Genomic DNA, 24,018 nt, shown 5'->3' with positions numbered 1-24,018 from the left:
CTGAATGCATTTTGAAACAATTATCGGCTTAGAAGTTCACGTCGAATTAAAAACAGAATCAAAAATGTTTTCACCATCACCCGCTCATTTCGGTGCGGAACCTAATACAAATACAAACGTTATTGACTTAGCATATCCAGGCGTATTACCAGTTGTAAACAAGACAGCTGTTGATTGGGCTATGCGTGCAGCAATGGCATTAAATATGGATATTGCGAAAGAATCTAAATTTGATAGAAAAAACTATTTCTACCCAGATAATCCAAAAGCTTATCAAATTTCTCAATTCGATCAACCAATTGGTGAAAATGGTTGGATTGATATTGAAGTAGATGGAGAAACTAAACGTATTGGTATCACACGTTTACACATGGAAGAAGATGCAGGGAAATTAACTCATAAAGATGGATATTCTTTAGTTGATTTAAACCGTCAAGGAACACCTTTAATCGAAATCGTTTCTGAACCTGATATTCGTTCTCCTAAAGAAGCATATGCATACTTAGAAAAATTACGTGCAATTATTCAATATACAGGCGTATCAGATTGTAAAATGGAAGAAGGTTCATTACGTTGTGATGCCAACATTTCATTACGCCCATATGGTCAAGAAGAATTCGGTACAAAAGCAGAGCTTAAAAACTTAAACTCATTTAACTATGTCCGTAAAGGTCTTGAACATGAAGAAAAACGCCAAGCAGAAGTATTATTAGCTGGTGGAGAAATTTTACAAGAAACACGTCGTTTCAACGAATCAACTGGCGAAACAATTTTAATGCGTGTTAAAGAAGGTTCAGATGACTATCGTTACTTCCCAGAGCCAGACTTAGTACCATTATACGTTGATGATGAGTGGAAAGAACGTGTACGTCAAACAATCCCAGATTTACCAGACGTACGTAAAGAACGTTATGTTAATGAATTAGGATTACCAGCTTATGATGCACATGTATTAACATTAACTAAAGAAATGTCAGATTTCTTTGAAGCAGCAATTGAACATGGTGCAGACGTTAAGTTAACATCTAACTGGTTAATGGGTGGCGTTAATGAATACTTAAATAAAAATCAAATCGAATTACAAGATACTGCATTAACTCCAGAAAACTTAGCAGGTATGATTAAACTTATTGAAGATGGTACAATGAGTAGTAAAATTGCTAAGAAAGTATTCCCTGAATTAGCTGAAAACGGTGGAGACGCACATCAAATTATGAAAGACAAAGGTCTTGTACAAATATCTGATGAAGCAACACTATTAGGATTTGTTACAGAAGCATTAGACAACAATCCACAATCAGTAGAAGACTTTAAAAATGGTAAAGGCAAAGCGATGGGCTTCTTAGTAGGTCAGATTATGAAAATTTCAAAAGGCCAAGCAAACCCACAAATCGTCAACCAATTACTAAAATCAGAATTAGAAAAAAGATAATAAATATAATGAAAATCTCGTCACAGAGTGAAGTACTCGTGACGAGATTTTTTTGAATGAGTTGGTGGCACGGCTGTTAGGGACAGAATTCTGAGAAGTGTCCGTAAGAGGTGCTGTTAGAGACAGAATTCCGAGAAATGTCCGTAAGATGGTCTGTTAAGGACAGAATTCTGAGAAATGTCCGTAAGAGGCGTTGTTAGGGACAGAATTCCGAGAAATGTCCGTAAGAGGCGTTGTTAGGGACAGAATTCCGAGAAGTGTCCGTAAGAGGCGTTGTTAGGGACAGAATTCCGAGAAGTGTCCGTAAGAGGTGCTGTTAGGGACAGAATTCTGAGAAATGTCCGTAAGAGGTGGTGTTAAGGACAGAATTCCGAGAAATGTCCGTAAGAGGTGCTGTTAGGGACAGAATTCTGAGAAATGTCCGTAAGAGAGCGCCCACCTAATTACCAGAATTCAGAATAATGGAAGTAACAGCGTTCTAACTACCAGAATTCGAAATAATGGAAGTTAGCGCCCACATAACTACCACAATTCAGAATTATGAATGGTACGCCACCATTAATTCTTAATCTTATTAAATTGCAAATTCTATATCTAATTACTTGCATGGTTGGTGTGTTGAAGTACAATAGTATTAAATCATAATGACGATGGAGGCGTAATTACATATGACGCAAATTAAAATAGCTAAAAATGAAAATGAAATCAATTTAGAATTAGGTCAAGCTAATAGACATGGTTTGATTGCTGGTGCTACTGGTACTGGTAAAACAATTACTTTAAAAGTATTGGCTGAACAATTTTCTAAAGCTGGTGTTCCAGTCTTTATGTCAGATGTTAAAGGGGACATATCAAGTATTGCAGAGGCTGGCGCTATCAATGATAAGATTCAAGAACGTATTGATATGATGAAAATTGATGATTACAAAAATAATGCTTTTCCTGTAACGTTGTTTGATGTATTTCAAAAAACGGGCGTACCTGTTCGTACAACGATCACAGAAATGGGTCCGCTATTAATCGGTAAATTATTAGATTTAAATAATACTCAATTAGGTGTATTAGATATTGTATTTAAAGTTGCTGATGAAAGTGGTCTGCTTCTGATTGATATGAAAGATTTTAAAGCGCTTTTAAAAGAAATTAATGAAAATAGAGCAGAGTATGCTGAAAAATACGGTAATATTTCTTCTGCGTCTATTGGTGCAATTCAACGTGCATTATTACGATTAGAATCTGAAGGTGCTGAAACGTTCTTCGGAGAGCCTGCATTACAATTAGAAGATTTTATTAAATTTGATGAATCAGGCAGAGGTATGATTAATGTACTTGATGCATCTGTTTTATATCAAAAGCCTAAATTATATGCAACATTCTTATTATGGTTATTATCTGAACTATTTGAAAGTCTTCCAGAAGTAGGCGATCCTGAAAAACCAAAAATTGTATTCTTCTTTGATGAAGCCCACCTTTTATTTAATGACAGCTCTAAAGAGTTAATTGAAAAAGTTGAACAAGTAGTACGTTTAATCCGTTCTAAAGGTGTAGGTATTTATTTTGTAACTCAAAATCCAATTGATATTCCAGAATCAGTGCTTGGACAACTAGGTAATAGAGTGCAACATGCACTTAGAAGTTACACACCTAAAGATCAAAAAGCGATTAAAAGTGCTGCACAAACTTTCCGTCAAAATGAAAGTTTCGATACTGCTCAAGTAATCGGAGAATTGAAAACAGGGGAAGCGTTGATTTCATTCTTAAATGATGAAGGTCAACCGAATATTGTTGAACGTGCATTTATTCGTCCACCTGAAAGTAAAATTGGTGTAATCGATGAATCTGTAAAAAAAGATTTAATTGATAATGCACCATTAAATGAAACGTATAAAGAAACATTTGATCGTGAAAGTGCATATGAAATGTTACAAAATAAAATTGAAAAGCAACCTGAAGAAGAACCAAAAACTAAGAAATCACAGTCAACTAAGAAAGAAACAACATCTAAGAAGAAAGAAAAACCTTCACAATTCCAAAAAGAAACGTCTAAGTTCTTATCAACAGTTGGAAGACAAATTGGTAGAGAAATCGTACGTAATATATTTGGAACGAAAAGACGCTAATTATTTTTTGCTTTCTTATATTTAGTATATGCTTTAATATAAAGATATAAGAATATACAAGAGGGATCATAATGAAGAAAAAAGCTAGAATCATTTACAACCCAACATCAGGAAGAGAGTTATTTAAAAGAGCATTACCTGATGTATTAATTAAGTTAGAACAGGCTGGTTATGAGACGAGCGCTCATGCTACAACAAGTGCTGGAGATGCGACACATGCTGCTAGGGAAGCTCTAAAATATGATTATGATGTAATCATTGCTGCTGGTGGAGATGGTACTTTAAATGAAGTTATCAATGGTATAGCAGAAGCAAAGAAGCGACCTAAACTAGGGTTAATTCCTATGGGGACAGTTAACGATTTTGGTAGAGCACTTCTTATTCCAAACAATATAATGGAAGCTGTAGATACAATCATTAAAGGTGATCTTGTACCAGTAGATGTTGGTAAAATGAACAATCGCTATTTTATTAATATTGCTGGTGGCGGTAAAATAACAGAAGTTTCTTATGAAGCGCCAAGTAAATTGAAAACAATGGTTGGACCACTCGCTTATTACATTAAAGGCTTAGAGATGTTACCACAAATTAAAGCGACTGATATACGTATCGAATATGATGGTAATGTATTCCAAGGCGAAGCGATGATGTTTTTAATTGGCTTAACGAATTCAATAGGTGGCTTTGAAAAGCTTGTACCAGATGCTGATATTAATGATGGTAATTTTACTTTGCTTATATTAGAAAAAGTGAATATAGCAGAACTTGGACATATTATGACATTGGCTTCTAGAGGTGATCATATCAATCATCCGAAAGTTCATTACACTAAAGCTAAAACAATTAATGTCTCATCATTTGAGCAAATTCAATTAAATGTTGATGGTGAATTTGGTGGCGTATTACCTGCTAATTTCTTAAACTTAAAACAACATATACAAGTCTTTTCTAAACTTGAGAGGGTTAAGAGAGAGCACGGAATTGAAACAGTAGAAAGAGAACGAGAAAGACTACACGAAGAACAAACAGAAGAATAAATACATAGGGACATTATTTTGTCCCTTTTTTCTATGTTTATCGTGAAAGAGGGAGTTAATATGGCAGGAGTCGTAAATAAGAATGAAATATATACTGGAGAGGTTATCGATTTTACACATGAAGGGCATGGTGTTGTAAAATTCGATCGTTATCCAATTTTCGTACCAAATGCAATTAAAGATGAAACCATTTCATTTAAAGTCATCAAAGTGAAAAAGCAATTTGCTATTGGTAAATTAATCTCCATTGAAGAAGCATCAAAGGACAGAATTGAACCACCTTGTGAATATTATAAAGTTTGTGGTGGATGTCAACTCCAACATTTAAGTTACAATGCGCAATTAGAAATGAAAAAAGAACAAGTGATTAATCTATTCAAGAGAAAATCACATTTTGAAGATACAATCATTCACGACACAGTTGGTATGGAGAATCCGTGGCATTATCGTAATAAATCTCAAATACCAGTCGGGAAAAATAAATCTGGTGAAATTGAACTAGGATTCTATAGACAAAGAAGTCACGATATTGTGAATATAGATCATTGCATGATTCAAGATGAAAAGCATGATTTAATTATGAAGAAACTTAAGCAACTTATAGATGAAACAAACATCAGTATTTATAATGAACAAAAGCACAAAGGTGAATTAAGACATATCATCTTGAGAACTGGTTATTATACTGGTGAAACAATGGTTATATTTGTGACGAATAGTAAACAACTTAGCCATAAAAATAAAATAATTGATTTTATACAAACAGAATTTGAAAATGTGGTCAGCATTAAACATAATATTAATTTAGAAAAATCAAATGTTATTATGGGGCATACGTCACATACTTTATATGGGAAAGATACCATTACAGATAAACTTTCTGAATATGAATTTAAAATATCCGACACTTCTTTCTATCAAATCAATCCAACACAAACAGAAAAACTTTATCATAAAGCGCTAGAGTATGCACAATTAGATGGAGAAGAAACTGTCATTGATGCATATTGTGGTATTGGGACAATCGGTTCATACATGTCACAAAAAGCAAAACACGTTTATGGCGTGGAAGTCGTAGAACAAGCTATAGAAAACGCAAAAGAAAATGCGCAAATCAACCATATAGACAACGCGACATGGGAAGCAGGAAAAGCAGAAGAGATTATCTTAAAATGGCAACAAGAAGGTATTAAGCCAGAAGTTGTAATGGTCGATCCACCAAGAAAAGGATGCGATCAAACATTTATTGAAACATTAATCGAATTATCACCAAAAAGAATAGTATATATATCATGTAACCCTGCAACACAGGTGAGAGATGTAGAATTGTTGAAAAATAGCGGTTATCAACTAAAAGAAATCACACCAGTGGACATGTTTCCACATACAACTCACGTCGAAACAGTAGCTTTAATCGAAAAAATAACAGAATAGAATTCACTAAGGAGATTGGGACATAATGGAATGTCTCAGTCTCTTTTAGTATCTTGGCAGTAGCTGACTGAATTGAAAATGCGCTTGTAGCAAGCTTTTTTCAACTCTAGTCATCCTTGCCGGGACGGGACTACGAAATCTTTTTATACAAATTAGATTTCTGTCCCGCTCCCTTTGAGCGTTATGTTTGTGTGAAAGTGTTTACAACTGTATAAATAATGTAAGGAGGGTTGTTTATGAAGCGACTAATGATTAGTGCGATTTCGGCTAGTTTTATTTTATCTGCTTGTGGTAATGATTCGCGTGATGAAACTGAAGATAAAGGTAAGCAAACTCAGAATGAAATGGAACATGAACAGAGTCAGTCAGATGACAACCAAGAACGTAAAGAAACTAAAGGGATTGAAACGGTAGCTCAAGGTTTAGATACACCTTGGAGTATTGCGAGATCAGATGATGTGTTTTATTTATCAGAACGTCCTGGTAAAATTATTAAAATTGATGGCAATAAAAAGACTGAGCAACAAGTGGATTTAGAGAAGGATGTTTCTACTGCTGCTGAAGCGGGTTTATTAGGATTTGTTCTTGCACCTGATTTTAAAGATTCTCAAGAAGCATATGCGTATTACACATATGAAGATAATGGCCAGTTTAATCGTATTGTAAAATTAAAATTAGAAAATGATACGTGGAAAGAAGAAGAGGTATTAATTGATAAAATTCCGAGTGGTCAATATCATCATGGTGGTCGTTTAAAAATTGGACCGGATGATAAATTATACGCGACAACTGGAGATGCTTCAGACGAACAAAATGCACAAGATAAAGATACTTTAGGTGGTAAAATTTTAAGAATTAATCTTGATGGTAGTAAGCCTAAAGATAATCCGATGTCTAATTCATATGTTTATAGTTACGGTCATAGAAATCCACAAGGACTTGTATGGACACCAGATGGACAGATGTATGCGAGTGAACATGGTAATCAGGCTAATGATGAAATAAATGAGATTAAAAAAGGGCATAATTACGGTTGGCCAGTGATTGAAGGTAATGAAGAAAATAATAATATGGAAACCCCGATATTTACTTCAGGATCAGATGATACTTGGGCACCTTCAGGCATCGCATTTAAAGATGGGATCATTTATTCTGCTGCATTGCGTGGAGAAGGTATTATGAGATTTGATGTAGAAAAAGATGAAATGAAAAAAGTGGCGACTAAATATGGAAGAATTAGAGATGTTTACATTGTAAATAATGATTTATATTTTGTAAGTAACAATACAGATGGTAGGGGTAATCCATCTAAAAACGATGATAAGATGTATAAAGTTTCACTAAGTCAATTAAATTCATAACTCAAACCGAGCATAAAATCATTAGTATAAATTGAATTTATATTTTATAATCATTATGTAAAGGTTATTAAGAAATGGTTTCACGGGGGTATTGGATGCTTAAAATTGACTTAGTTAACAATATATCTGTATTAAAAAGGTTAGCACTTTTACAATTTGTTTTATTTCTTTCATTAATATTAATTAGTTTTAAGTTAATTGCGAATATCATATATATTTATGAAGAAGGCTTTGTAAGAAATATTATAGTCGGGTTAGTTGGTTTAATTATATTAGTGTTTATCCATGAGTTAATACACGGTATTTGTTTTAAAATATTTAACCCAAAGGGAAAGGTTAAATATGGATATATGAAAGGCATGTTTTATGCAACGATGCCACATGCTATTTTTACAAGAAAACAATTTTATATCATATTATTAGCACCATTTGTTTTAATTAGTATAGGATTATTAATTGTATTATTATGGCTTCAAGTCACTTCTATTATTTATGTATTTGCTTTTCATGGTGCTGCATGTATCGGTGATTTTTACATGGCGCAAGTGATTTATAGTAATAAACAGATGAATTATGTAGAAGATACAGAAGTAGGCATTAATTTATTTACGGATAATAAAGACGTTCAATCAACAAGTTAAAAAGATTTTTGATATAATATATAGGAATTTGGGCAACCAACTTCCTATTTTTTTGTAGAGGTGTTTAGAATGGAACGGCGAATCATTCACATTGATATGGATGCTTTCTTTGCTCAAGTTGAAATAAGAGATAATCCAAAATTAAAAGGAAAACCAGTGATTATAGGTGGACGCGCTTCAGGTAGAGGGGTTGTATCGACAGCTAGTTATGAAGCTCGTAAATTTGGTGTTCATTCAGCTATGCCCATGGCTCAAGCACATCAACTTTGTCCGGATGGTTATTATGTACGCCCAAGAATTAATTATTATCGAGAAGTGTCGAATGATATAATGGCAATATTTAAAAGTTATACAGATATTGTAGAACCTTTATCGTTAGATGAAGCTTATTTAGACGTTACTGAACTTGTGAGAAAAGACTTACCTGCGTCAACGATTGCACAATACATTCAACGAGATATTTATGATAAGACGTATCTTACATCTTCAGCAGGCGTTTCTTATAATAAATTTTTAGCAAAGCTCGCTAGCGGTATGAATAAACCGAGTGGTCGGACAGTAATAGATTATGAAAATGTACATGATTTGTTGATGTCGTTGCCGATAGGAGATTTCGCGGGTATTGGAAAAGTAACCGAAGAAAAGATGAAATCATTGGGAATCAATAATGGTAAAGATTTATACGCATATGACCAAATGGAATTGATTCAATTATTCGGTAAACGTGGTGTAAGCTTTTATAATAAAGTACGCGGTATTGATCATTCGCCAGTGAAACCAACACGTGTTAGAAAATCAATCGGTCGAGAAACAACTTTTGAAACAGATCAAAATGATGATGACTTTATACTTAATACGATTAGAAAATTGAGTACGGAAGTTGCCAATAGAGCTGATAAACACGAACTAGCAGGACGAACGATAACAGTTAAACTTAAGACACATAACTTTGAAACATTATCTAAACAAACAAGTAGTCATACACCAGTCTATGACGAAGTTGAAATATATAATATAGCATATGATTTATATAATTCATTAAAAGACCCCGAGACTTCTATACGTTTAGTAGGTGTATCAATCGGGAATTTAGTTTCGAGGACGTATCGCAATTTAACAATATATGATTTTATTTAAACCAATTTACTTGATATCATCATGTATCCTTAGTATTCTGAATATTGTTGAATGCGCGTTTCGACTAAATGAGAAGTGGGTATTTATTAATACTTATAATAAGAAAGTAGAGATTGATATGAAATTTAAATTTTCAATTATTGCAATTACAGTATTATTAATCATTTTATTTATTAAAAGTTCCATTGAAACAGGTTCATTCGATATTATCAAATTACTAGGTATTATTGCGATAGCAATATTGTTATTCTGGGTTGATAGAAAATTAGAAAGACCTGTTAATAAAGCGAGTTTAAAAAGAGACATAAAAAAAGAATTCCAACACAAAGAGTAAATAAAAAATAAAAGCTTCTAGGATGCGTCATGTTATCCTAGAAGCTTTTTATTTATACATATTTTTTATCGGTTAATGTTTTGCCGTAAATATCTAATACAGCATCTAAGTCTGGGTAATGTTTTAACAATCGATAAGTAATAATCGCACATGCTTTAGCATCATTTAACGCATGATGGTGACCTTTAAAATCAATATTATAATAATCCATCATTGGCGCAAGTCCATATCTATGGTTGTTGACTGTTTTTCTAGCTAATATACATGAACAAAAATACGTTAATTCAGGAATTTCGATTTGGTGTTTAATGAGTGATTTAAACAATACAGTCATATCAAATTTAGCATTATGTGCTACAACTGGTAGTGTACCGATGAAATCCATCATATATGGAAACACGACATCGAAAGTAGGTGAATTTGTCACATCAGAAGGTTTAATTTTATGAATTTTAATATTTATATTTGAAAAATAATCTTCGGGATTCACTAATGTATAAAAAGTTTCTGTAATTTGATGATCAATTACTTTGACCATTCCGACAGAGCAAATACTTTCCGGACTTCCATTTGCTGTTTCAAAATCAAGTGCTACAAATGAAGACATGCCATCACTTCCTTTAGAAAGTTATTATAAACATTTGTTGGAATAATGTAAATGATGATGGTATGTAGATAGAATGAATAAAGACCATCTGCCATGAATAGTTCATGGAGATGGTCTTGTTTAAGTATTGTAAGACTATAAATTATTCAGCATCTTCATCGAAGTGACGAGAAGCTAAATCTTTTTCATAGATAAATAATGCGTTATTGTCTTCTTGAATTCTTTCTAAGTAGTCAATATGTGTTTCAAACATAGATTCTTCTTCAACTTGTTCATCCAAGAACCAGTTTAAGAATGAAATTGTAGCAAAGTCTTTTTCTTCTTTAGCAATTTCAGATAAATTGTAGAATCGACGTGTAACATCTTGTTCTTGAGCTAATCCATCTTTAAATGTTTCTAATAAAGAACTGAATTCAGTCTTAGGTGCATCTAAAGCTGTGAAAATAGCTTTTTCACCACGATCGTTAATATAGTCATATATTTTCATACCATGGAAACGTTCTTCTTTAGCTTGTTGAATATAGAAGTTTGCAAATCCATCGTAACTCTTATCTGCACAATAAGCTGCCATTGCCATATATGCATGTGCTGCGTAAAATTCATGATTCAACTGATTGTTTAAAGCATCTAAAATATTTTTAGATAACATAGAAATCTTCCCTTCTATAATAATTTTAACTTACATTTTTATTATACAATAACAACAAAATGAAACCAACGATTTGATACAGTTAAACACTTTTTTTAAAGCTTTTGAACGTGGTATAATGATGTGACAGAACAAGGAGGTAACGTATGAAGAAGTATGTTGCGAAAAATATAGCAAAGCTAGCTCGATATGCTAGTAGAAAAGTAGGTAAACAAGGTACGGATCTTCCGGGACAAATAGCTCGAAAAATAGACCCGCTTATTTTAAGAAAGTTAGCAAATGAAGTAGATGAAATCGTGATGATTAGTGGTACGAACGGTAAAACGACGACATCGAACTTAATAGGTTATACATTAAAGAAGAACAATATTGAAATTATACATAATACTGAAGGTGCCAATATGGCAGCTGGGATTACTTCAAGCTTTATTGTTCAATCTAATAAAAATACTAAAATTGCTGTTATAGAAATAGACGAGGGTTCTATACCAAGAGTGTTAAAAGAAATGACACCTTCTATGATGGTAGTGACAAACTTCTTTAGAGACCAAATGGATAGATTTGGTGAAATCGATACGATGGTAGATAATATTGCCAATTCAATCAAAGATAAAGGAATTAAACTATTACTGAATGCAGATGATCCTTTCGTTAGTCGATTAAAAATAGCAAGTGATGACATCGTATATTATGGTATGCAAAAAGGGATACATGAATTTGAACAAAGTACAATGGTTGAAAGTAAATATTGTCCTAATTGTGGTAGATTATTAAATTATAGTCATATACATTACAACCAAATTGGTCATTATACATGTGAATGTGGATTCAATAGAGCGACTCCACAATATGAAGTGACAGCATTTAAACAAGAACCATTTATACATGTCGGCTTAAATGATGCACATTTTGATATGAAGATTGCTGGTGATTTTAATGTATTTAATGTCATTGCAGCTTATTCAGTATTAAGAGAATTAGGTTTAAATGATCAATCTATTAAAGCTGGATTTGAAACATATACTTCTGATAATGGGCGTATGCAATACTATAGAAATAGTAAAAAAGAAGCGCTTATTAACTTAGCTAAAAACCCTGCAGGACTTAATGCAAGTTTATCTGTTGGTGAACAAATTGATGGAGAAAAAGTTTATTTAATCAGTTTGAATGATAATGGTGCAGATGGAAGAGATATTTCATGGATTTATGATGCAGACTTTGAAAAATTATCTAGACAGAATATCAAAACCATCATCTGTACAGGACAAAGAGCTGAAGAATTAGCATTAAGACTGAAATATGCTGAAGTTGAAGCGGAAGTTATTATAGAACATTCAATAGAAAAGGCAACGGAACTATCAATGACATACAATCAGTTTACAGTTGCAATTCCAAACTATACATCTTTATCACCAATGCATCGAACATTGAATAAAGCCTTCAAGGAGGAAGCGTAATGTCATCAATAAAAATATTTCATTTTATGCCAGATAAATTAAATTTATACGGAGATATTGGCAATATCATTGCACTGAAACAACGTGCAAAATGGCGTAATATAGAAGTAGAAGTAATAGATATAACAGATACTGATCAATTAAGTTTAGATGATTGTGACATTTTCTTTATTGGCGGTGGAAGTGATAGAGAACAAAGTTTAGCAACAGAGCAATTAAAGAAAATTAAAACACAACTTAAAGACGCAATTGAAGACGGCATGCCAACATTAACAATATGTGGAGGCTATCAATTTTTAGGATCTGAGTATGTAACACCTGATGGAACAAGATTAGAAGGTTTAAACATTCTTGATATTTATACAGAATCTAAGAAAGACCGTCTAATAGGAGATATTGTAATTGAATCAGAAACATTTGGACAAATTGTCGGTTTCGAGAATCATGGTGGAAGAACATATCACGAATATCCTACATTAGGTAAAGTCGTTGATGGGTATGGTAACAATGATACAGATAAGAAAGAAGGTATCCATTATAAAAATTTATTAGGTACATATTTACATGGACCAATATTACCTAAAAACCACGAAATCACGGATTACTTATTAAAACAAGCATGTATCCGAAAAGGTATAACATTCGAACCAGAACAACTAGACAATACAGTTGAAGAAGCGGCAAAACAAGCTATTATTAAACGATTGTTAAAAGCAAAATAATAAAAAGCGGCTGGGACATAAATTAATGTCTCAGCCGCTTTTTAATATTTTAGCTTAGTTATTTTGTTAATCTTGAATATCTATCGTTTAAAATTTTATTAATCATGAGTATTTCATAAATAATGTGACTTTTGATTTGGTTTTCATCAAATTCGTTCAGCCCTTTAACACTATTTTTTAAAGTGGATGCTGCATTTTTTTGTTTTTTATATTCATTTTCTTTTATTAAGTGTTCATAGGATTTGATGAAATTTGAGATTGCTGTGCGTTCTTTTTCGGTAAAGACGATGTGCGTATTCTCTGGTAAATATACTAGGTTTAATAAATGTGCGTTTAGTAGTCGGTTAATGTGATATTTCATTTCGACTTTTCTAATATGAGATTTAGATTCTTTCTTTGCTCTATGGTAATCGTATTCTTCTTTTTGGTATTTGATAAGTTGTTCAATTTTAGTGGCTTGTTGTTGTAATGTTGATACTTTTTTCATGGATAGGGCAGATTCATATTCACCTAGTAAGAGTTCTTTAAGTCTAGATATGTATATTTCTAAAATACTTTGATCCATTTTATGATTGATGTCTTCTATTTGATTTATATATTTAGGTGGCAAAATAATAAAATTGACGATGCCTGCTGTTGCAAGTCCAATTGTAGTCGTCGCTAATCGTGATACGAAATTATATACAAATGCTTCATGGATAACAGGAACCATTGCAACAGCTGTAATGGCAGCTACTAACATACCATCAAATAATTTAAGCTTATAACAAACTAAAATTGTGACGGTTGCTGCTAATGAATAACTTAAAGGTGATTCTCCAAAGAAGTATGTACTAATAACGGCAATAAATGCACCAAGTATTGAAGCGGGGAACCTAACAAATGCTTTCTTTAAGGATGCTTTAGCTGTAGGTTCAATTGTCACAATAGATGTGATAACCGCAAATATAGGATTTAAATTTAAAGACATACATATTAAAGCAGTTAAAAAAGTTGCTAATCCAGTTTTAATAATTCTTGCACCGATAATTCGAGATAACCAATTTTCTTTCATATTCAAAACTCCGAAATCATTTTTTTATAGTATAACATGCATTTTCTGATATAATGATAAACGACAAAAAAATTTTAAAAGAAAGAACGGGATTTAAATGATAATTCAAAACAATGAAGAACTTGAAGGCCTAAAAGAAATAGGTAAAATTTGTGCAATAATTCGTGATGAGTTAAAAGAAGCAACTAAACCCGGAATTACAACTAAAGAATTAGATAACATCGCAAAGGAAAGATTTGAAGAGTTAGAAGCAGAATCAGCACCTATTGCAGAGTATGATTTTCCTGGTTACACATGTATAAGTGTAAATGAAGAGGTTGCGCACGGTATACCTGGTAAACGTGTGATTAACGAAGGCGATCTTGTAAATATAGACGTTTCTGCTCGTAAAAATGGCTATTATGCAGATACAGGTATTTCATTTGTTGTTGGTAATGCAGATGATCCGAAAAAACAATTAGTAGTAGATGTAGCAGCTATGGCTTTTGAAGAAGCAATGAAGAAAGTTAAGCCAGGTGCTAAATTATCTCAAATTGGTAGAGCAGTAAATGCAACAGCACGTAAAAATGGCTTAAAAGTTATTAAAAACTTAACTGGTCATGGTGTAGGACGTTCATTACACGATTCACCACAACATGTTATGAACTATTATGATCCATTAGAAAAACAATTGCTTAAAGAAGGTATGGTACTTGCAGTAGAACCATTTATCTCATCAAATGCAACAATCGTTAGCGACGGTAAAAATGATTGGGCATTTGAAACGAAAGATAAAAGTTTCGTCGCTCAAATTGAGCACACAATTGTTGTAACTAAAGAAGGACCATTATTATTAACTAAATTAGAAGACTAAAAATATAAGAGGAGTGGATAGAATTGATTAAACATACAAGATTCTATACTACTCCTTTTTATTTTTCTAAGACTAAGGTCCTATTGAAAATTCAATCCTAGGTCCATTTTTAGAATTTAAATAACATTTTATAATAGAGTCTAATATGACAGAAGTAGGTGATTCTATGTTTAATGTTGTTTCAGATCAACTAAAGCAATTAATTCTTGTTTCATATTATGAAAGTTTAGATACATGTGCTAAACGCTTAGATGTTAAAATTAAAGCTATGAAGCAGTACTTAACGTATCTTGAACAAAAACGTTGTCAATTAAGTAAATTAATTGATAAATATACTTTAGAATTAGACAATAAGTATATGGACAAGATTGAAGATTTTAAAATTAAATGTGCTAAAAAATTAGAAGATCATGATTTACAATGGTTACAAAAGCAAATTAATATGTTAGAAAGTGAATTAGCGAAAATTGACGAAGCTATGAAAAGTACTTTAGATAAAATTGCTGAAACGATAGCTGAGCGTACGATGCTTACTCAGATGAATTCACTTCTCTAAAAAAGGAGTGGTATGTTGAAGAATAAATTTATATCAACGGAATTGTTGATCGTATTATCTGTATTGATGTTGTTATCAAACATTTACTATATTTTCTTTGAGAAAATTGGCTTATTACTCGTTGTTGTAATGGGTACGATATTTATATATGTAGGGTATTTATATTTTCATAAATTACGGGGATTAATTATATTTTGGATAGGCGCCATTTTAATGATTTATGCATTACTTTCTAATCCATACATGCTTGCCATTTTATTTTTATTCTTAGTATTTTTAGTTATTAGATATCTTCTATATCGTAAGAAACCATTAAGAGTAGAACATGTCGATCAAACGTCCAATGAAAATATTAACGAATCATTTATAAAACAGCGATGGTTCTCTCCACAAAAGACACCACACTATATTTATAAATGGGAAGATATACAAATTCAACAAGCAATTGGAGATATTGAATTAGATTTATCTTTAGCTGCTAATTTATCTGAGCATAATGTTATTGTCGTGAGACAATATATTGGAAAGACGCAAATTATTGTTCCTTATAATTACCATGTACATGTACATATAACTGCTTTATATGGCAGATTATATATGAATGATCAAGTGTACAGAGTAAAAAATGAAACGGTACATTATGAGGAAAATAGTCATAAAAATTCATTTAAAGTTAATATATTCTTCTCAACATTTATGGGAGATGTTGAGGTGATTTATCGATGAATAACTACACGAGAATTATAGGTTCAATGCTTATTCTTGTTTATACAATTGTCGGCATTTTATTTTTCTTAGATCGAATTTTTATTAATATTATATATTTTCAAGGTTTATTTTACACACAAATATTAGGTGTACCAGCATTCCTGTTTATCAATATTGTAGTGATTTTACTATGTATCATAATAGGGACTGCAGTAGCCTACAAAATTAATCAACAGCATCATTGGATTAAAGAGCAAATCGAAAGATCTTTTCAAGGAGAAATGTTAGGTGTGAATCACCATGAAATTGATTTGCACAAAGAAACTTTAGAAATTTATCAAACATTAATTCCTTTGCATGAAGAACTATACACGTTGAGATTAAAGTCTCAACAAATAATTAATGAATCGTATCAAATGCAAGATTCTGTCGTTAAAAAAATCATAGAAGATGAACGACAAAGATTAGCAAGAGAATTACATGACTCTGTAAGTCAGCAATTATTTGCGGCAAGTATGATGTTATCTGCAATTAAATCATCAGAATTAAAAGAGCCATTAGCTAAACAAGTAGACTTATTAGAAAAAATGATACAAGATTCGCAATTAGAAATGCGTGCTTTATTATTACATTTAAGACCTTTAGGATTAAAAAATAAATCCCTTGGTGAAGGTATTAAAGATTTAGTAGTCGACTTGAAACAAAAAATACCAATGAAAGTTGTTTATGATATAGAAGATATAGAAATAGCCAAAGGTACGGAAGACCATCTATTCCGTATAACTCAAGAAGCCATATCTAATACGTTACGTCATTCTAAAGGTACAAAAGTTTCAATAGAGTTAATAGATACGAATGATTATGTTATATTACGTATACAAGATGATGGGGTAGGTTTTGACACATCTAAAAGAGATCCACAGAGTTATGGGCTAAATACAATGAATGAACGTGCATTAGAAATTGGAGCCACTCTCAATATTATTTCAATGCCTGAATCGGGAACGCGTATTGAAGTTAAGGTACCAAATAATAAGGAGGAACAATATGACAATTAGAGTATTATTTGTAGATGATCATGAAATGGTTCGAATCGGAATCTCTAGTTATTTATCTACACAAGAAGATATATCCGTCATAGGAGAAGCAGCATCAGGAAGAGAAGGTATTGAAAAAGCTGAAGAATTAGAACCCGATGTCATTTTAATGGATTTAGTGATGGATGATATGAATGGTATAGAAGCAACACAACATATAAAAAAGCATCAACCAAGTGTTAAAATCGTCATGTTAACAAGTTTCATTGAAGATAATGAAGTCTACCAAGCTTTAGATGCAGGTGTTGATAGTTATATATTAAAGACGACTTCTGCGGATGATATCGCAAATGCGATACGAAAGACGTACAATAAAGAGTCTATTTTCGAACCAGAAGTACTTGTTAAAATGAGAAATAGAATGAACCAGAAAGCTGAATTATTCGAAATGTTGACTGAACGAGAAATGGAAATATTATTATTAATCGCTAAAGGTTATTCAAACCAAGAAATAGCAAGTGCCTCACATATTACGATTAAGACAGTTAAAACACACGTTAGTAATATATTAAGTAAATTAGAAGTACAAGATAGAACACAGGCTGTTATATATGCCTTTCAACATAATTTAATATCATAATAAAAGAAGTTGAGCTTCCAGAAAGGAGCTCAACTTCTTTTATTTAGTATATTCATATCCATTTTGAATCACTTCTAAATCACCATTATGTGGATCAATTACGAGTCCATGTATCGGAACAGATTGATCAAATAATGGATGGTTATATACTTTTTGTATATTTGTTTGAACATTTTCAGTTACATCATCAAATCCTCTTAAGAATTGATGAATATTAATACCTGAATGTTCGATTGTGTTAAGTGTATCATCTGTGATACCACGGCTTTTCATTGTATCTATTACTGAATCAACATCTAAATTCCCCATACCACAGTCTTTATGACCCATGATAATGATTTCTTCAGCGCCAAGTGCATAAATCGCTACTAATAAACTTCGCATTGTAGAACCATATGGATGAGAAATAGTTGCGCCAGCATTTTTAACAACTTTGATATCGCCATTTTTAAAGCCTAATGCACGTGTAGAAAGTTCTGTTAATCGCGTATCCATACACGTGAGTAATACTGCTTTAGCGTTAGGTGTCTTTGTTGTTATAAGATTTTCATATTCCTTGTTTTCTATAAAAGCTGCATTATATTCTAAAATATCATTCAATAGAGGCATTAGTCATATCACCGTTTTCTGTTAAGTTATTAAATGCTTGTTCTTCTGGTGATCCATTTTTAAGCATTTTCTTCTGATGTAGTACTGCGTTTATTTCTGCACCGATGATAATAATTAATCCAGTTAAGAATAACCAAATCATGAGTACGATAATACCTCCGATACTACCGTATGTTTTAGAGTAGTTAGCGAAATTATTAACATATACACCAAATAAAGCACTTGAACCTAACCATGCAATTGTTGTAAAAGCTGCACCAGGAACAACTGATAATAATTTAATTTTGATGTTTGGTGCGAGTGTATAAAGTGTGATAAATACGATAAATGTCACAATTAATGGTAGTACGACTTTTATTAAACTAAATATCCAACGTAATTCAGATTCTAATCCTAAAGGACCAAATAATAAATTGCCGATTTGTTGACCAAATATAGGTAGTGCTATTGCAATACCAAATACAACAACCATAATAACTGTGAAGAAGACACTCATGATTTTAAGTATGATAGCATTTCTTCCATCTTCAACATCATAAGCGACATTAAATGCGTTCATTAAAGCAGTCATACCATTTGATGCAGACCATAATGCTGCGATTAAACCGAATGAGAATAAGCCACCACTAGCATTATTCATAACGTCATCAATTATCCCAGTAATTAACTTTGCCGTATCGCCAGGTGCATTTTCTGATATCATATTTGTAATTGTATCAGGGTTGACTTGGAATAACGGTATCAACGTTAACACAAATATTAGAGTAGGGAATAACGCAAGTAAGAAATAGTATGAAAGCTGTGCTGCAAGTCCTGTAGCATTATCCTTACCGATTCTGTAAATTAAAGTTGATAAAATATTACCGTCTTTCGTAAATTTAGCTGGCTTATTAATCTTTGAAACATAAAATATTTGGTTATCTTTCTTTGCTGTCTTAGATTCAAATTTTTGTGGTGGAATATAATATTCTTTCTTAATAGACTTTTTTTGTTCGTCTTTAAAGTTTTTAGCTTGTTCTAAAAATTTTGAGCTCGATTTATCATTTCCCATATAAATTCTCCTAATTTAATATGATGTTAAAAAAGACTAGGTTAGATGAATAAGCCTAGTCTTTAATATAAATTATGAATGGTTTGAACCTGAGATTTGTCTTTGATTCTTTTTCTCAATGAATGTATCTTTAGCATCCATAATTGATTGCTCTAATTCTGGATTTTTACGACGAATTTCTTCGATTACATCTTTCCAGTATAGAACTTCATCTTTAATTTGATCTAATTTAGAAGGTTCTCTTGAAGTGTTGCCTTCTTTAATGTTTTGCACTTGGTTTGATAACGATTGGCGAGTATTTTTATCAGCTAATGCAATAATTGCGCCAATTGTACCACCTATTAAAATAGCAGGAACTAATTTGTTTTGCATAATGTTTTTTCCCCTTTCAAGAATATAACTTTAAATTAACATTGACCTACATATCATATCACATATGAATCTCAAATTAGATAATATAGGCGTTAATATATGTTATAAATATCACTAATGTTGTTTATTCCCATAAATTTAGAGATATAAACACAATTGTAGTTTATAATAGTGCATTAGACAATAGCTTTTCAAAAGGCATAATATCTAAATTTCTGCCTATTTTAATTTTAAAATGGCCAGCTCTTGTCCATAATGTGATTTCACCGTTTAAATCAAGTAGTTTACCAGCATTCTCAGTAGACCACATTAGTATAATGTTATAAGGTATAGAGTAAGTTTCTATTTTCTTACCGGTGATACCTTGCATATCACGAATGATAATTCGTTTATTTGTAAATACGGCAGTATCTCTGAATGTCTTAAAAGCACTATAAGCTTCTTCGCCATCAACGAGATATTGCGAAATATTATCTGGTACTGCAACTTGTTCGAAAAGCGTCCATGAAAGTATATCTTGAACAGCCACTAGAATCACTCCTCACCTTATAATTCATGTTTATTGTATAAAATATTCATATAAATTGTAAAGTGAATATATAAGTTTGATAGTTTTAATTATAATTACTTTTTGCTAAACTAAATTTTGAAAGGATGATAAAAAATATGACAGAATCAATAGAACAAATGGTAGATGATTTAAAAGGCAAGCTACGATTAGTAAATACAAGTGTATTGAATAAAGATGCAATACCTGAAGAAAAGAAAGAAGAATTGAAAGAAATACATACTATGGTCATGTCTAGAAAAAACATTTCAGCTAGTGAAATGACAGCTATTACACAAGCTTTAGGTGACCTTAGAAAATAAACAAAGGTGGTTAAACAAATGGGTTATGAAAAACAGCTTCAAAAATATGCAGAGTTATTAGTGAAAGTTGGTTTGAATGTTCAGGAAAAAGAACCTGTATATATTCAAGCTTCAATTGATGCAAGTGAATTTGTACATTTAGTTGTTGAGGAAGCATACAAAATAGGGGCAGAAGATGTAAAAGTTAGTTACAAAGATGATAGAATTGCACAGCTTAAATATCAATATGAACCTGAATCATTTTTTGAGAATGTTAAACAATATGATATTGATGAAAAAATGGATTATTTAGATAGAAAAGCAGCGTTCTTATCAATTGTTTCATCTAGTCCAGATAGTTTAAAAGATGCTGATCCTAACAAGATCCGCAAATCTATGGCAGCAAACGGGAAAGCATTTAAAGACTATATGGTTGCCGTTCAAAGTGATCGCATGAGTTGGTGTGTTGCTTCATATCCATCAGTTGGTTGGGCTAAAATGATGTTCCCTGAATTAAGTGATGATGAAGCGGTCAATAAATTGCTTGAAACAATTTTAAAAACAGTACGAGTTGATCAAGAAGACCCAGTGAAAGCTTGGGAAGAACATGATCACTTATTACATGAAAAAGCGGATTATTTAAATAACAAAAAATATAAAGCATTACATTACAAATCAGAAGGTACTGACTTAACAATTGAATTACCAAACGGTCAATATTGGTCTGGTGCAAGTTCTGTAAACTCAAAAGGCAACAGCTTTGTAGCGAATATGCCTACTGAAGAAGTATTTACTGCACCTCATAAAAATGGTGTTAACGGAACAGTAAGTAATACATTACCTTTAAGCTATTCAGGTAATATTATTGATGACTTTACTTTAACATTTAAAGATGGTGAAGTAGTAGACTACAAAGCCGGTGTTGGTGAAGAAATTTTGAAATCGATTCTAGAAACAGATGAAGGTTCAAAACGACTTGGTGAGGTAGCATTAGTACCTGTTGATTCACCAATTTCTAACATGAACACGTTATTCTATAATACATTATTTGATGAAAATGCTTCTTGTCACATTGCATTAGGTTCAGCTTATGCATTTTGTATTGAAGGCGGGAAAGATATGTCAGCTGAACAGTTAGCTGAAAATGGTTTGAATGATTCAACAACACATGTTGACTTTATGATTGGTAGCAAAGATTTATCAATTGATGGCATTTTAGAAAATGGTGAGAAAGAACCAGTATTTAGAGATGGTAATTGGGCATTTTAAAAGATAGCCATTTAAGAATACATCATGTATAATAAAGATAAATAAAGTCTTTATAGCCATTCAAAGGAGGGGATATCATGAGTACACCAATGGAATGGAGTGTAATGATCGCATTTGTGTTCGCAATTTTTGCATTTGGCGGCGCATTAATGATGTATCTTGTTCAAACATTCGATAGTAGAGAGTCTGTACGAATTGATACTGCTGAAGAAGCACTAGAGAAGAAAGTCTTTGATGATGAGGAACATTATCATTAATAACAATGTATAGCCAGGGAAACCTGGCTATTTTTTTCAATAAAAATAGCAAATATCGAACGGGGTTATAATATGAAAACGAAGAAACCAATGAAAGAATCAAGAAGTGTAAAATCCATTCAAATATTTCCAGAGGACACAAATCACCACAATACGATGTTCGGTGGTAAATTAATGGCGGAAATTGATGAAATCGCAGCAATCGCAGCGATGAGACATAGTGGGAATTCAGTTGTAACAGCATCTACAGATTCAGTAGATTTCTTACAACCAATCGGAACGGGTGAAGTGATATCGTTAGTTTCATTTGTCACTTATGCAGGTAAATCATCTATGGAGATCTGTGTAAAAGTCATTAGTGAAGACAATATTAATCAAAAGAAACATTTAGCAGCGTATAGCTTTTTAACATTTGTTGCTTTAGATAAAGAAGGGAACAAAGCAGAAGTTCCAGCAATCTATCCTGAAACAGATGATGAAAAATGGTTCTATGAAAGTGCGCAAGATAGAGTGAAACTACGCCAAGAAAGAAGAAAAGAAAGCAAGAAAACATTAGACTTCATGTCTACAAAACTATATATCTAATTTAAATAAAGGGCTAGGACAACAATCGTTATCCTAGCCCTTTATTATATTATTGATTCATTCTTAATTCGTTTGCTTTAAAGTCAACATCTTTATAGTACATATCTTTTACGAGTAGATTTGGACCTAAACATCTCACTTTAGGACAGTGACAGTTAAGTGATTTTGCTAAAGATGAATTCATCCATGTTTGATATACATCTTCAAGTTTATCTTGTTTAATATTTGCGATAGATCCCGTTTCATCGCCGAAGTCTGTAACAATCACATCTCCAGAAAATACATTTACGTTTAATCTGCTTCTTCCATCTGGATCATTTCTTAAACTTACATTTTTAGATGATTTTAATCTAGATAATAAGTTTTGGTCTGATTCATTCATGAAACAAGGGTAAAAAGGTAACGTTCCAAATAACATCCAAGTATCTTCATCTCTAAAGTCTAAAATTTCATGAATAGTATCTTTCATTTCATCTAAACTCATAATATTTAACTGACTCGCAAAGTCAGAAGGGTACATAGGATGTATTTCATGACGACTACATTTCATATCATGAACAATTTCATTATGGATTTTTTGTAAATAAGGTTTCGTACTTTTATTTAACATCGTTTCAGCAGATACAAACATACCTTGTTCTGATAGTGTGGCAGAGTTTTGAACCATTTGTTCGTATAGACGATATCTTGCTTTTAAAGGTGGTTTCTTGTCCATCACATGGAAACCAACTTCACTGAATTCATCGATTGTTCCCCAGTTGTGTGAGATATGCATAACATCTATATACTCAGCAATTTCTAAATAACGATCAAGTGGTAACGTTAAATTAGAATTCATTTGCGTGTAAATGCCTCTTTTGTGTGCATATTTTAATAAAGGAACGACAGTTTCTCGAATTGATTTTTTACTGAACATTGGTTCTCCGCCAGTAATAGAGATAGTTTTTAAGTGAGGAACTTCATCAAGTCTCTTTAAAATTAAATCCATCGGTAACGTGTCAGGGTCTCGTAATTGCAACGTATAACCTACTGCACAATGTGCACAACGCATGTTACAGAGTGTAGTCGTTGTAAATTCTATATTACTCAGTTGTAATGAACCATGTTCATCTATATCGTTATAGGCTTCCCACGGGTCGTTTTTTACTGAAATAGGACTTTTCAAGTCGTATATCATGATATATCCTTCTTTCTGATTTTTTTCCTATCTATGAGCGTAACACTTGTTATCAAATTTTCCAATACTG

Annotated in this window: 27 protein-coding genes; 19 read left to right on the top strand and 8 right to left on the bottom strand. The window is 32.2% G+C overall.

The features are described from left to right. Positions 1 to 4 precede the first annotated feature (4 nt). The 8 genes from gatB to LQ622_RS11185 all read left to right on the top strand — a co-directional run bounded on the left by gatB (position 5) and on the right by LQ622_RS11185 (position 9,496). Positions 5 to 1,432, top strand: coding sequence for an Asp-tRNA(Asn)/Glu-tRNA(Gln) amidotransferase subunit GatB (gene gatB, locus LQ622_RS11220; protein ID WP_037590579.1), 1,428 nt, complete (start codon positions 5 to 7; stop codon positions 1,430 to 1,432). A 668-nt stretch (positions 1,433 to 2,100) separates the two neighbouring features. After that, on the top strand, positions 2,101 to 3,552 hold the full coding sequence (locus LQ622_RS11215) for a helicase HerA-like domain-containing protein (protein WP_239775127.1): 1,452 nt from the start codon (positions 2,101 to 2,103) through the stop codon (positions 3,550 to 3,552). 71 nt (positions 3,553 to 3,623) lie between these two features. Next, positions 3,624 to 4,589 (top strand): diacylglycerol kinase, encoded by a 966-nt coding sequence (locus tag LQ622_RS11210; RefSeq protein WP_025905139.1) that lies wholly within the window; start codon positions 3,624 to 3,626, stop codon positions 4,587 to 4,589. A 60-nt stretch (positions 4,590 to 4,649) separates the two neighbouring features. After that, positions 4,650 to 6,023, top strand: coding sequence for a 23S rRNA (uracil(1939)-C(5))-methyltransferase RlmD (gene rlmD / locus LQ622_RS11205; RefSeq protein WP_239775126.1), 1,374 nt, complete (start codon positions 4,650 to 4,652; stop codon positions 6,021 to 6,023). Between the two features lie 236 nt (positions 6,024 to 6,259). Continuing rightward, complete coding sequence (locus tag LQ622_RS11200; protein ID WP_239762574.1) at positions 6,260 to 7,384, top strand: PQQ-dependent sugar dehydrogenase; 1,125 nt, start codon at positions 6,260 to 6,262, stop codon at positions 7,382 to 7,384. 95 nt (positions 7,385 to 7,479) lie between these two features. Continuing rightward, positions 7,480 to 8,025 carry a DUF3267 domain-containing protein gene (locus LQ622_RS11195; protein WP_058591878.1) on the top strand — a complete coding sequence of 182 codons (546 nt, stop codon included), beginning with the start codon at positions 7,480 to 7,482 and terminating at the stop codon, positions 8,023 to 8,025. A 69-nt stretch (positions 8,026 to 8,094) separates the two neighbouring features. Beyond that, positions 8,095 to 9,162, top strand: a complete 1,068-nt coding sequence (gene dinB / locus LQ622_RS11190) for a DNA polymerase IV (protein ID WP_126477101.1) — start codon at positions 8,095 to 8,097, stop codon at positions 9,160 to 9,162. Between the two features lie 118 nt (positions 9,163 to 9,280). After that, positions 9,281 to 9,496, top strand: a complete 216-nt coding sequence (locus LQ622_RS11185) for a hypothetical protein (RefSeq protein WP_048540669.1) — start codon at positions 9,281 to 9,283, stop codon at positions 9,494 to 9,496. Between the two features lie 52 nt (positions 9,497 to 9,548). Here the strand turns inward: LQ622_RS11185 and LQ622_RS11180 are convergent, their stop codons facing one another. Both LQ622_RS11180 and LQ622_RS11175 read right to left on the bottom strand, forming a co-directional pair. Continuing rightward, positions 9,549 to 10,103, bottom strand: coding sequence for a 3'-5' exonuclease (locus tag LQ622_RS11180; protein ID WP_126477100.1), 555 nt, complete (start codon positions 10,101 to 10,103; stop codon positions 9,549 to 9,551). A gap of 142 nt (positions 10,104 to 10,245) precedes the next feature. Next, positions 10,246 to 10,752 carry a ferritin gene (locus LQ622_RS11175; RefSeq protein WP_025905146.1) on the bottom strand — a complete coding sequence of 169 codons (507 nt, stop codon included), beginning with the start codon at positions 10,750 to 10,752 and terminating at the stop codon, positions 10,246 to 10,248. A 146-nt stretch (positions 10,753 to 10,898) separates the two neighbouring features. On the opposite strand from LQ622_RS11175, the gene murT reads away from it, so the two are divergent. Further along, on the top strand, positions 10,899 to 12,209 hold the full coding sequence (gene murT, locus LQ622_RS11170) for a lipid II isoglutaminyl synthase subunit MurT (RefSeq protein ID WP_204173704.1): 1,311 nt from the start codon (positions 10,899 to 10,901) through the stop codon (positions 12,207 to 12,209). Beyond that, a complete protein-coding gene (gene gatD, locus LQ622_RS11165) occupies positions 12,209 to 12,931 on the top strand; it encodes a lipid II isoglutaminyl synthase subunit GatD (protein ID WP_037590448.1) in 723 nt (240 codons plus the stop codon). Before murT ends, gatD begins: the two co-directional genes overlap by 1 nt. A gap of 58 nt (positions 12,932 to 12,989) precedes the next feature. On the opposite strand, the gene LQ622_RS11160 is transcribed toward gatD, so the two are convergent. Beyond that, complete coding sequence (locus tag LQ622_RS11160) at positions 12,990 to 13,985, bottom strand: FUSC family protein (RefSeq protein ID WP_191835831.1); 996 nt, start codon at positions 13,983 to 13,985, stop codon at positions 12,990 to 12,992. A gap of 97 nt (positions 13,986 to 14,082) precedes the next feature. Here LQ622_RS11160 and map point away from each other — a divergent pair, with 97 nt between their 5' ends. The 5 genes from map to LQ622_RS11135 all read left to right on the top strand — a co-directional run bounded on the left by map (position 14,083) and on the right by LQ622_RS11135 (position 17,779). Further along, positions 14,083 to 14,838, top strand: coding sequence for a type I methionyl aminopeptidase (map, locus tag LQ622_RS11155; protein WP_025905150.1), 756 nt, complete (start codon positions 14,083 to 14,085; stop codon positions 14,836 to 14,838). A gap of 145 nt (positions 14,839 to 14,983) precedes the next feature. Continuing rightward, positions 14,984 to 15,394, top strand: coding sequence for a hypothetical protein (locus LQ622_RS11150; RefSeq protein WP_235906914.1), 411 nt, complete (start codon positions 14,984 to 14,986; stop codon positions 15,392 to 15,394). Between the two features lie 15 nt (positions 15,395 to 15,409). Then, positions 15,410 to 16,120 (top strand): cell wall-active antibiotics response protein LiaF, encoded by a 711-nt coding sequence (gene liaF / locus LQ622_RS11145; RefSeq protein ID WP_204188920.1) that lies wholly within the window; start codon positions 15,410 to 15,412, stop codon positions 16,118 to 16,120. Further along, positions 16,117 to 17,160, top strand: a complete 1,044-nt coding sequence (locus tag LQ622_RS11140) for a sensor histidine kinase (RefSeq protein ID WP_037590451.1) — start codon at positions 16,117 to 16,119, stop codon at positions 17,158 to 17,160. The genes liaF and LQ622_RS11140 overlap by 4 nt, the downstream gene beginning before the upstream one ends. Next, positions 17,150 to 17,779: a response regulator transcription factor gene (locus LQ622_RS11135; RefSeq protein ID WP_025905154.1), complete on the top strand. Its 630-nt coding sequence runs from the start codon at positions 17,150 to 17,152 to the stop codon at positions 17,777 to 17,779. Before LQ622_RS11140 ends, LQ622_RS11135 begins: the two co-directional genes overlap by 11 nt. 39 nt (positions 17,780 to 17,818) lie before the next feature. Here LQ622_RS11135 and LQ622_RS11130 read toward each other — a convergent pair whose 3' ends face one another. From LQ622_RS11130 to LQ622_RS11115, 4 genes are all read right to left on the bottom strand, one after another. Then, the gene (locus LQ622_RS11130) at positions 17,819 to 18,388 is read right to left on the bottom strand and encodes a beta-class carbonic anhydrase (protein WP_037590452.1); all 570 of its coding nucleotides are present in this window, start codon (positions 18,386 to 18,388) and stop codon (positions 17,819 to 17,821) included. Continuing rightward, positions 18,372 to 19,439 (bottom strand): YihY/virulence factor BrkB family protein, encoded by a 1,068-nt coding sequence (locus LQ622_RS11125; RefSeq protein WP_025905156.1) that lies wholly within the window; start codon positions 19,437 to 19,439, stop codon positions 18,372 to 18,374. Before LQ622_RS11125 ends, LQ622_RS11130 begins: the two co-directional genes overlap by 17 nt. A gap of 72 nt (positions 19,440 to 19,511) precedes the next feature. Continuing rightward, entirely contained in the window at positions 19,512 to 19,811 is a 300-nt protein-coding gene (locus tag LQ622_RS11120) for a YtxH domain-containing protein (RefSeq protein ID WP_025905157.1), read from the bottom strand. Positions 19,812 to 19,974: 163 nt separating this feature from the next. Further along, on the bottom strand, positions 19,975 to 20,340 hold the full coding sequence (locus tag LQ622_RS11115) for a PH domain-containing protein (RefSeq protein WP_025905158.1): 366 nt from the start codon (positions 20,338 to 20,340) through the stop codon (positions 19,975 to 19,977). A 137-nt stretch (positions 20,341 to 20,477) separates the two neighbouring features. On the opposite strand from LQ622_RS11115, the gene LQ622_RS11110 reads away from it, so the two are divergent. The 4 genes from LQ622_RS11110 (at position 20,478) to LQ622_RS11095 (ending at position 22,771) form a co-directional block, all read left to right on the top strand. After that, positions 20,478 to 20,681 (top strand): DUF1128 family protein, encoded by a 204-nt coding sequence (locus tag LQ622_RS11110; protein WP_025905159.1) that lies wholly within the window; start codon positions 20,478 to 20,480, stop codon positions 20,679 to 20,681. Positions 20,682 to 20,699: 18 nt separating this feature from the next. Continuing rightward, positions 20,700 to 21,929, top strand: coding sequence for an aminopeptidase (locus LQ622_RS11105; RefSeq protein ID WP_126477098.1), 1,230 nt, complete (start codon positions 20,700 to 20,702; stop codon positions 21,927 to 21,929). A 77-nt stretch (positions 21,930 to 22,006) separates the two neighbouring features. After that, positions 22,007 to 22,186 carry a hypothetical protein gene (locus LQ622_RS11100; RefSeq protein WP_037590455.1) on the top strand — a complete coding sequence of 60 codons (180 nt, stop codon included), beginning with the start codon at positions 22,007 to 22,009 and terminating at the stop codon, positions 22,184 to 22,186. Between the two features lie 72 nt (positions 22,187 to 22,258). Then, on the top strand, positions 22,259 to 22,771 hold the full coding sequence (locus LQ622_RS11095) for an acyl-CoA thioesterase (RefSeq protein ID WP_037590456.1): 513 nt from the start codon (positions 22,259 to 22,261) through the stop codon (positions 22,769 to 22,771). Positions 22,772 to 22,820: 49 nt separating this feature from the next. Here LQ622_RS11095 and yfkAB read toward each other — a convergent pair whose 3' ends face one another. Further along, positions 22,821 to 23,948: a radical SAM/CxCxxxxC motif protein YfkAB gene (yfkAB, locus tag LQ622_RS11090; protein ID WP_239762576.1), complete on the bottom strand. Its 1,128-nt coding sequence runs from the start codon at positions 23,946 to 23,948 to the stop codon at positions 22,821 to 22,823. Positions 23,949 to 24,018: the final 70 nt, after the last annotated feature.

The sequence above is a fragment of the Mammaliicoccus sp. N-M50 genome (assembly GCF_022386995.1).
In the GTDB taxonomy this organism is placed as follows: domain Bacteria; phylum Bacillota; class Bacilli; order Staphylococcales; family Staphylococcaceae; genus Mammaliicoccus; species Mammaliicoccus sciuri_A.
This window is presented reverse-complemented; position numbering and strand designations above follow the sequence as displayed.

What these genes read in the sequence shown, in the direction of transcription:
- gatB (WP_037590579.1), top strand. Translation starts at nt 5, where the DNA reads ATGCATTTTGAAACAATTATCGGCTTAGAAGTTCACGTCGAATTAAAA.
- LQ622_RS11215 (WP_239775127.1), top strand. Translation starts at nt 2,101, where the DNA reads ATGACGCAAATTAAAATAGCTAAAAATGAAAATGAAATCAATTTAGAA.
- LQ622_RS11210 (WP_025905139.1), top strand. Translation starts at nt 3,624, where the DNA reads ATGAAGAAAAAAGCTAGAATCATTTACAACCCAACATCAGGAAGAGAG.
- rlmD (WP_239775126.1), top strand. Translation starts at nt 4,650, where the DNA reads ATGGCAGGAGTCGTAAATAAGAATGAAATATATACTGGAGAGGTTATC.
- LQ622_RS11200 (WP_239762574.1), top strand. Translation starts at nt 6,260, where the DNA reads ATGAAGCGACTAATGATTAGTGCGATTTCGGCTAGTTTTATTTTATCT.
- LQ622_RS11195 (WP_058591878.1), top strand. Translation starts at nt 7,480, where the DNA reads ATGCTTAAAATTGACTTAGTTAACAATATATCTGTATTAAAAAGGTTA.
- dinB (WP_126477101.1), top strand. Translation starts at nt 8,095, where the DNA reads ATGGAACGGCGAATCATTCACATTGATATGGATGCTTTCTTTGCTCAA.
- LQ622_RS11185 (WP_048540669.1), top strand. Translation starts at nt 9,281, where the DNA reads ATGAAATTTAAATTTTCAATTATTGCAATTACAGTATTATTAATCATT.
- LQ622_RS11180 (WP_126477100.1), bottom strand. Translation starts at nt 10,103, where the DNA reads ATGTCTTCATTTGTAGCACTTGATTTTGAAACAGCAAATGGAAGTCCG.
- LQ622_RS11175 (WP_025905146.1), bottom strand. Translation starts at nt 10,752, where the DNA reads ATGTTATCTAAAAATATTTTAGATGCTTTAAACAATCAGTTGAATCAT.
- murT (WP_204173704.1), top strand. Translation starts at nt 10,899, where the DNA reads ATGAAGAAGTATGTTGCGAAAAATATAGCAAAGCTAGCTCGATATGCT.
- gatD (WP_037590448.1), top strand. Translation starts at nt 12,209, where the DNA reads ATGTCATCAATAAAAATATTTCATTTTATGCCAGATAAATTAAATTTA.
- LQ622_RS11160 (WP_191835831.1), bottom strand. Translation starts at nt 13,985, where the DNA reads ATGAAAGAAAATTGGTTATCTCGAATTATCGGTGCAAGAATTATTAAA.
- map (WP_025905150.1), top strand. Translation starts at nt 14,083, where the DNA reads ATGATAATTCAAAACAATGAAGAACTTGAAGGCCTAAAAGAAATAGGT.
- LQ622_RS11150 (WP_235906914.1), top strand. Translation starts at nt 14,984, where the DNA reads ATGACAGAAGTAGGTGATTCTATGTTTAATGTTGTTTCAGATCAACTA.
- LQ622_RS11140 (WP_037590451.1), top strand. Translation starts at nt 16,117, where the DNA reads ATGAATAACTACACGAGAATTATAGGTTCAATGCTTATTCTTGTTTAT.
- LQ622_RS11135 (WP_025905154.1), top strand. Translation starts at nt 17,150, where the DNA reads ATGACAATTAGAGTATTATTTGTAGATGATCATGAAATGGTTCGAATC.
- LQ622_RS11130 (WP_037590452.1), bottom strand. Translation starts at nt 18,388, where the DNA reads ATGCCTCTATTGAATGATATTTTAGAATATAATGCAGCTTTTATAGAA.
- LQ622_RS11125 (WP_025905156.1), bottom strand. Translation starts at nt 19,439, where the DNA reads ATGGGAAATGATAAATCGAGCTCAAAATTTTTAGAACAAGCTAAAAAC.
- LQ622_RS11120 (WP_025905157.1), bottom strand. Translation starts at nt 19,811, where the DNA reads ATGCAAAACAAATTAGTTCCTGCTATTTTAATAGGTGGTACAATTGGC.
- LQ622_RS11110 (WP_025905159.1), top strand. Translation starts at nt 20,478, where the DNA reads ATGACAGAATCAATAGAACAAATGGTAGATGATTTAAAAGGCAAGCTA.
- LQ622_RS11105 (WP_126477098.1), top strand. Translation starts at nt 20,700, where the DNA reads ATGGGTTATGAAAAACAGCTTCAAAAATATGCAGAGTTATTAGTGAAA.
- LQ622_RS11100 (WP_037590455.1), top strand. Translation starts at nt 22,007, where the DNA reads ATGAGTACACCAATGGAATGGAGTGTAATGATCGCATTTGTGTTCGCA.
- LQ622_RS11095 (WP_037590456.1), top strand. Translation starts at nt 22,259, where the DNA reads ATGAAAACGAAGAAACCAATGAAAGAATCAAGAAGTGTAAAATCCATT.
- yfkAB (WP_239762576.1), bottom strand. Translation starts at nt 23,948, where the DNA reads ATGATATACGACTTGAAAAGTCCTATTTCAGTAAAAAACGACCCGTGG.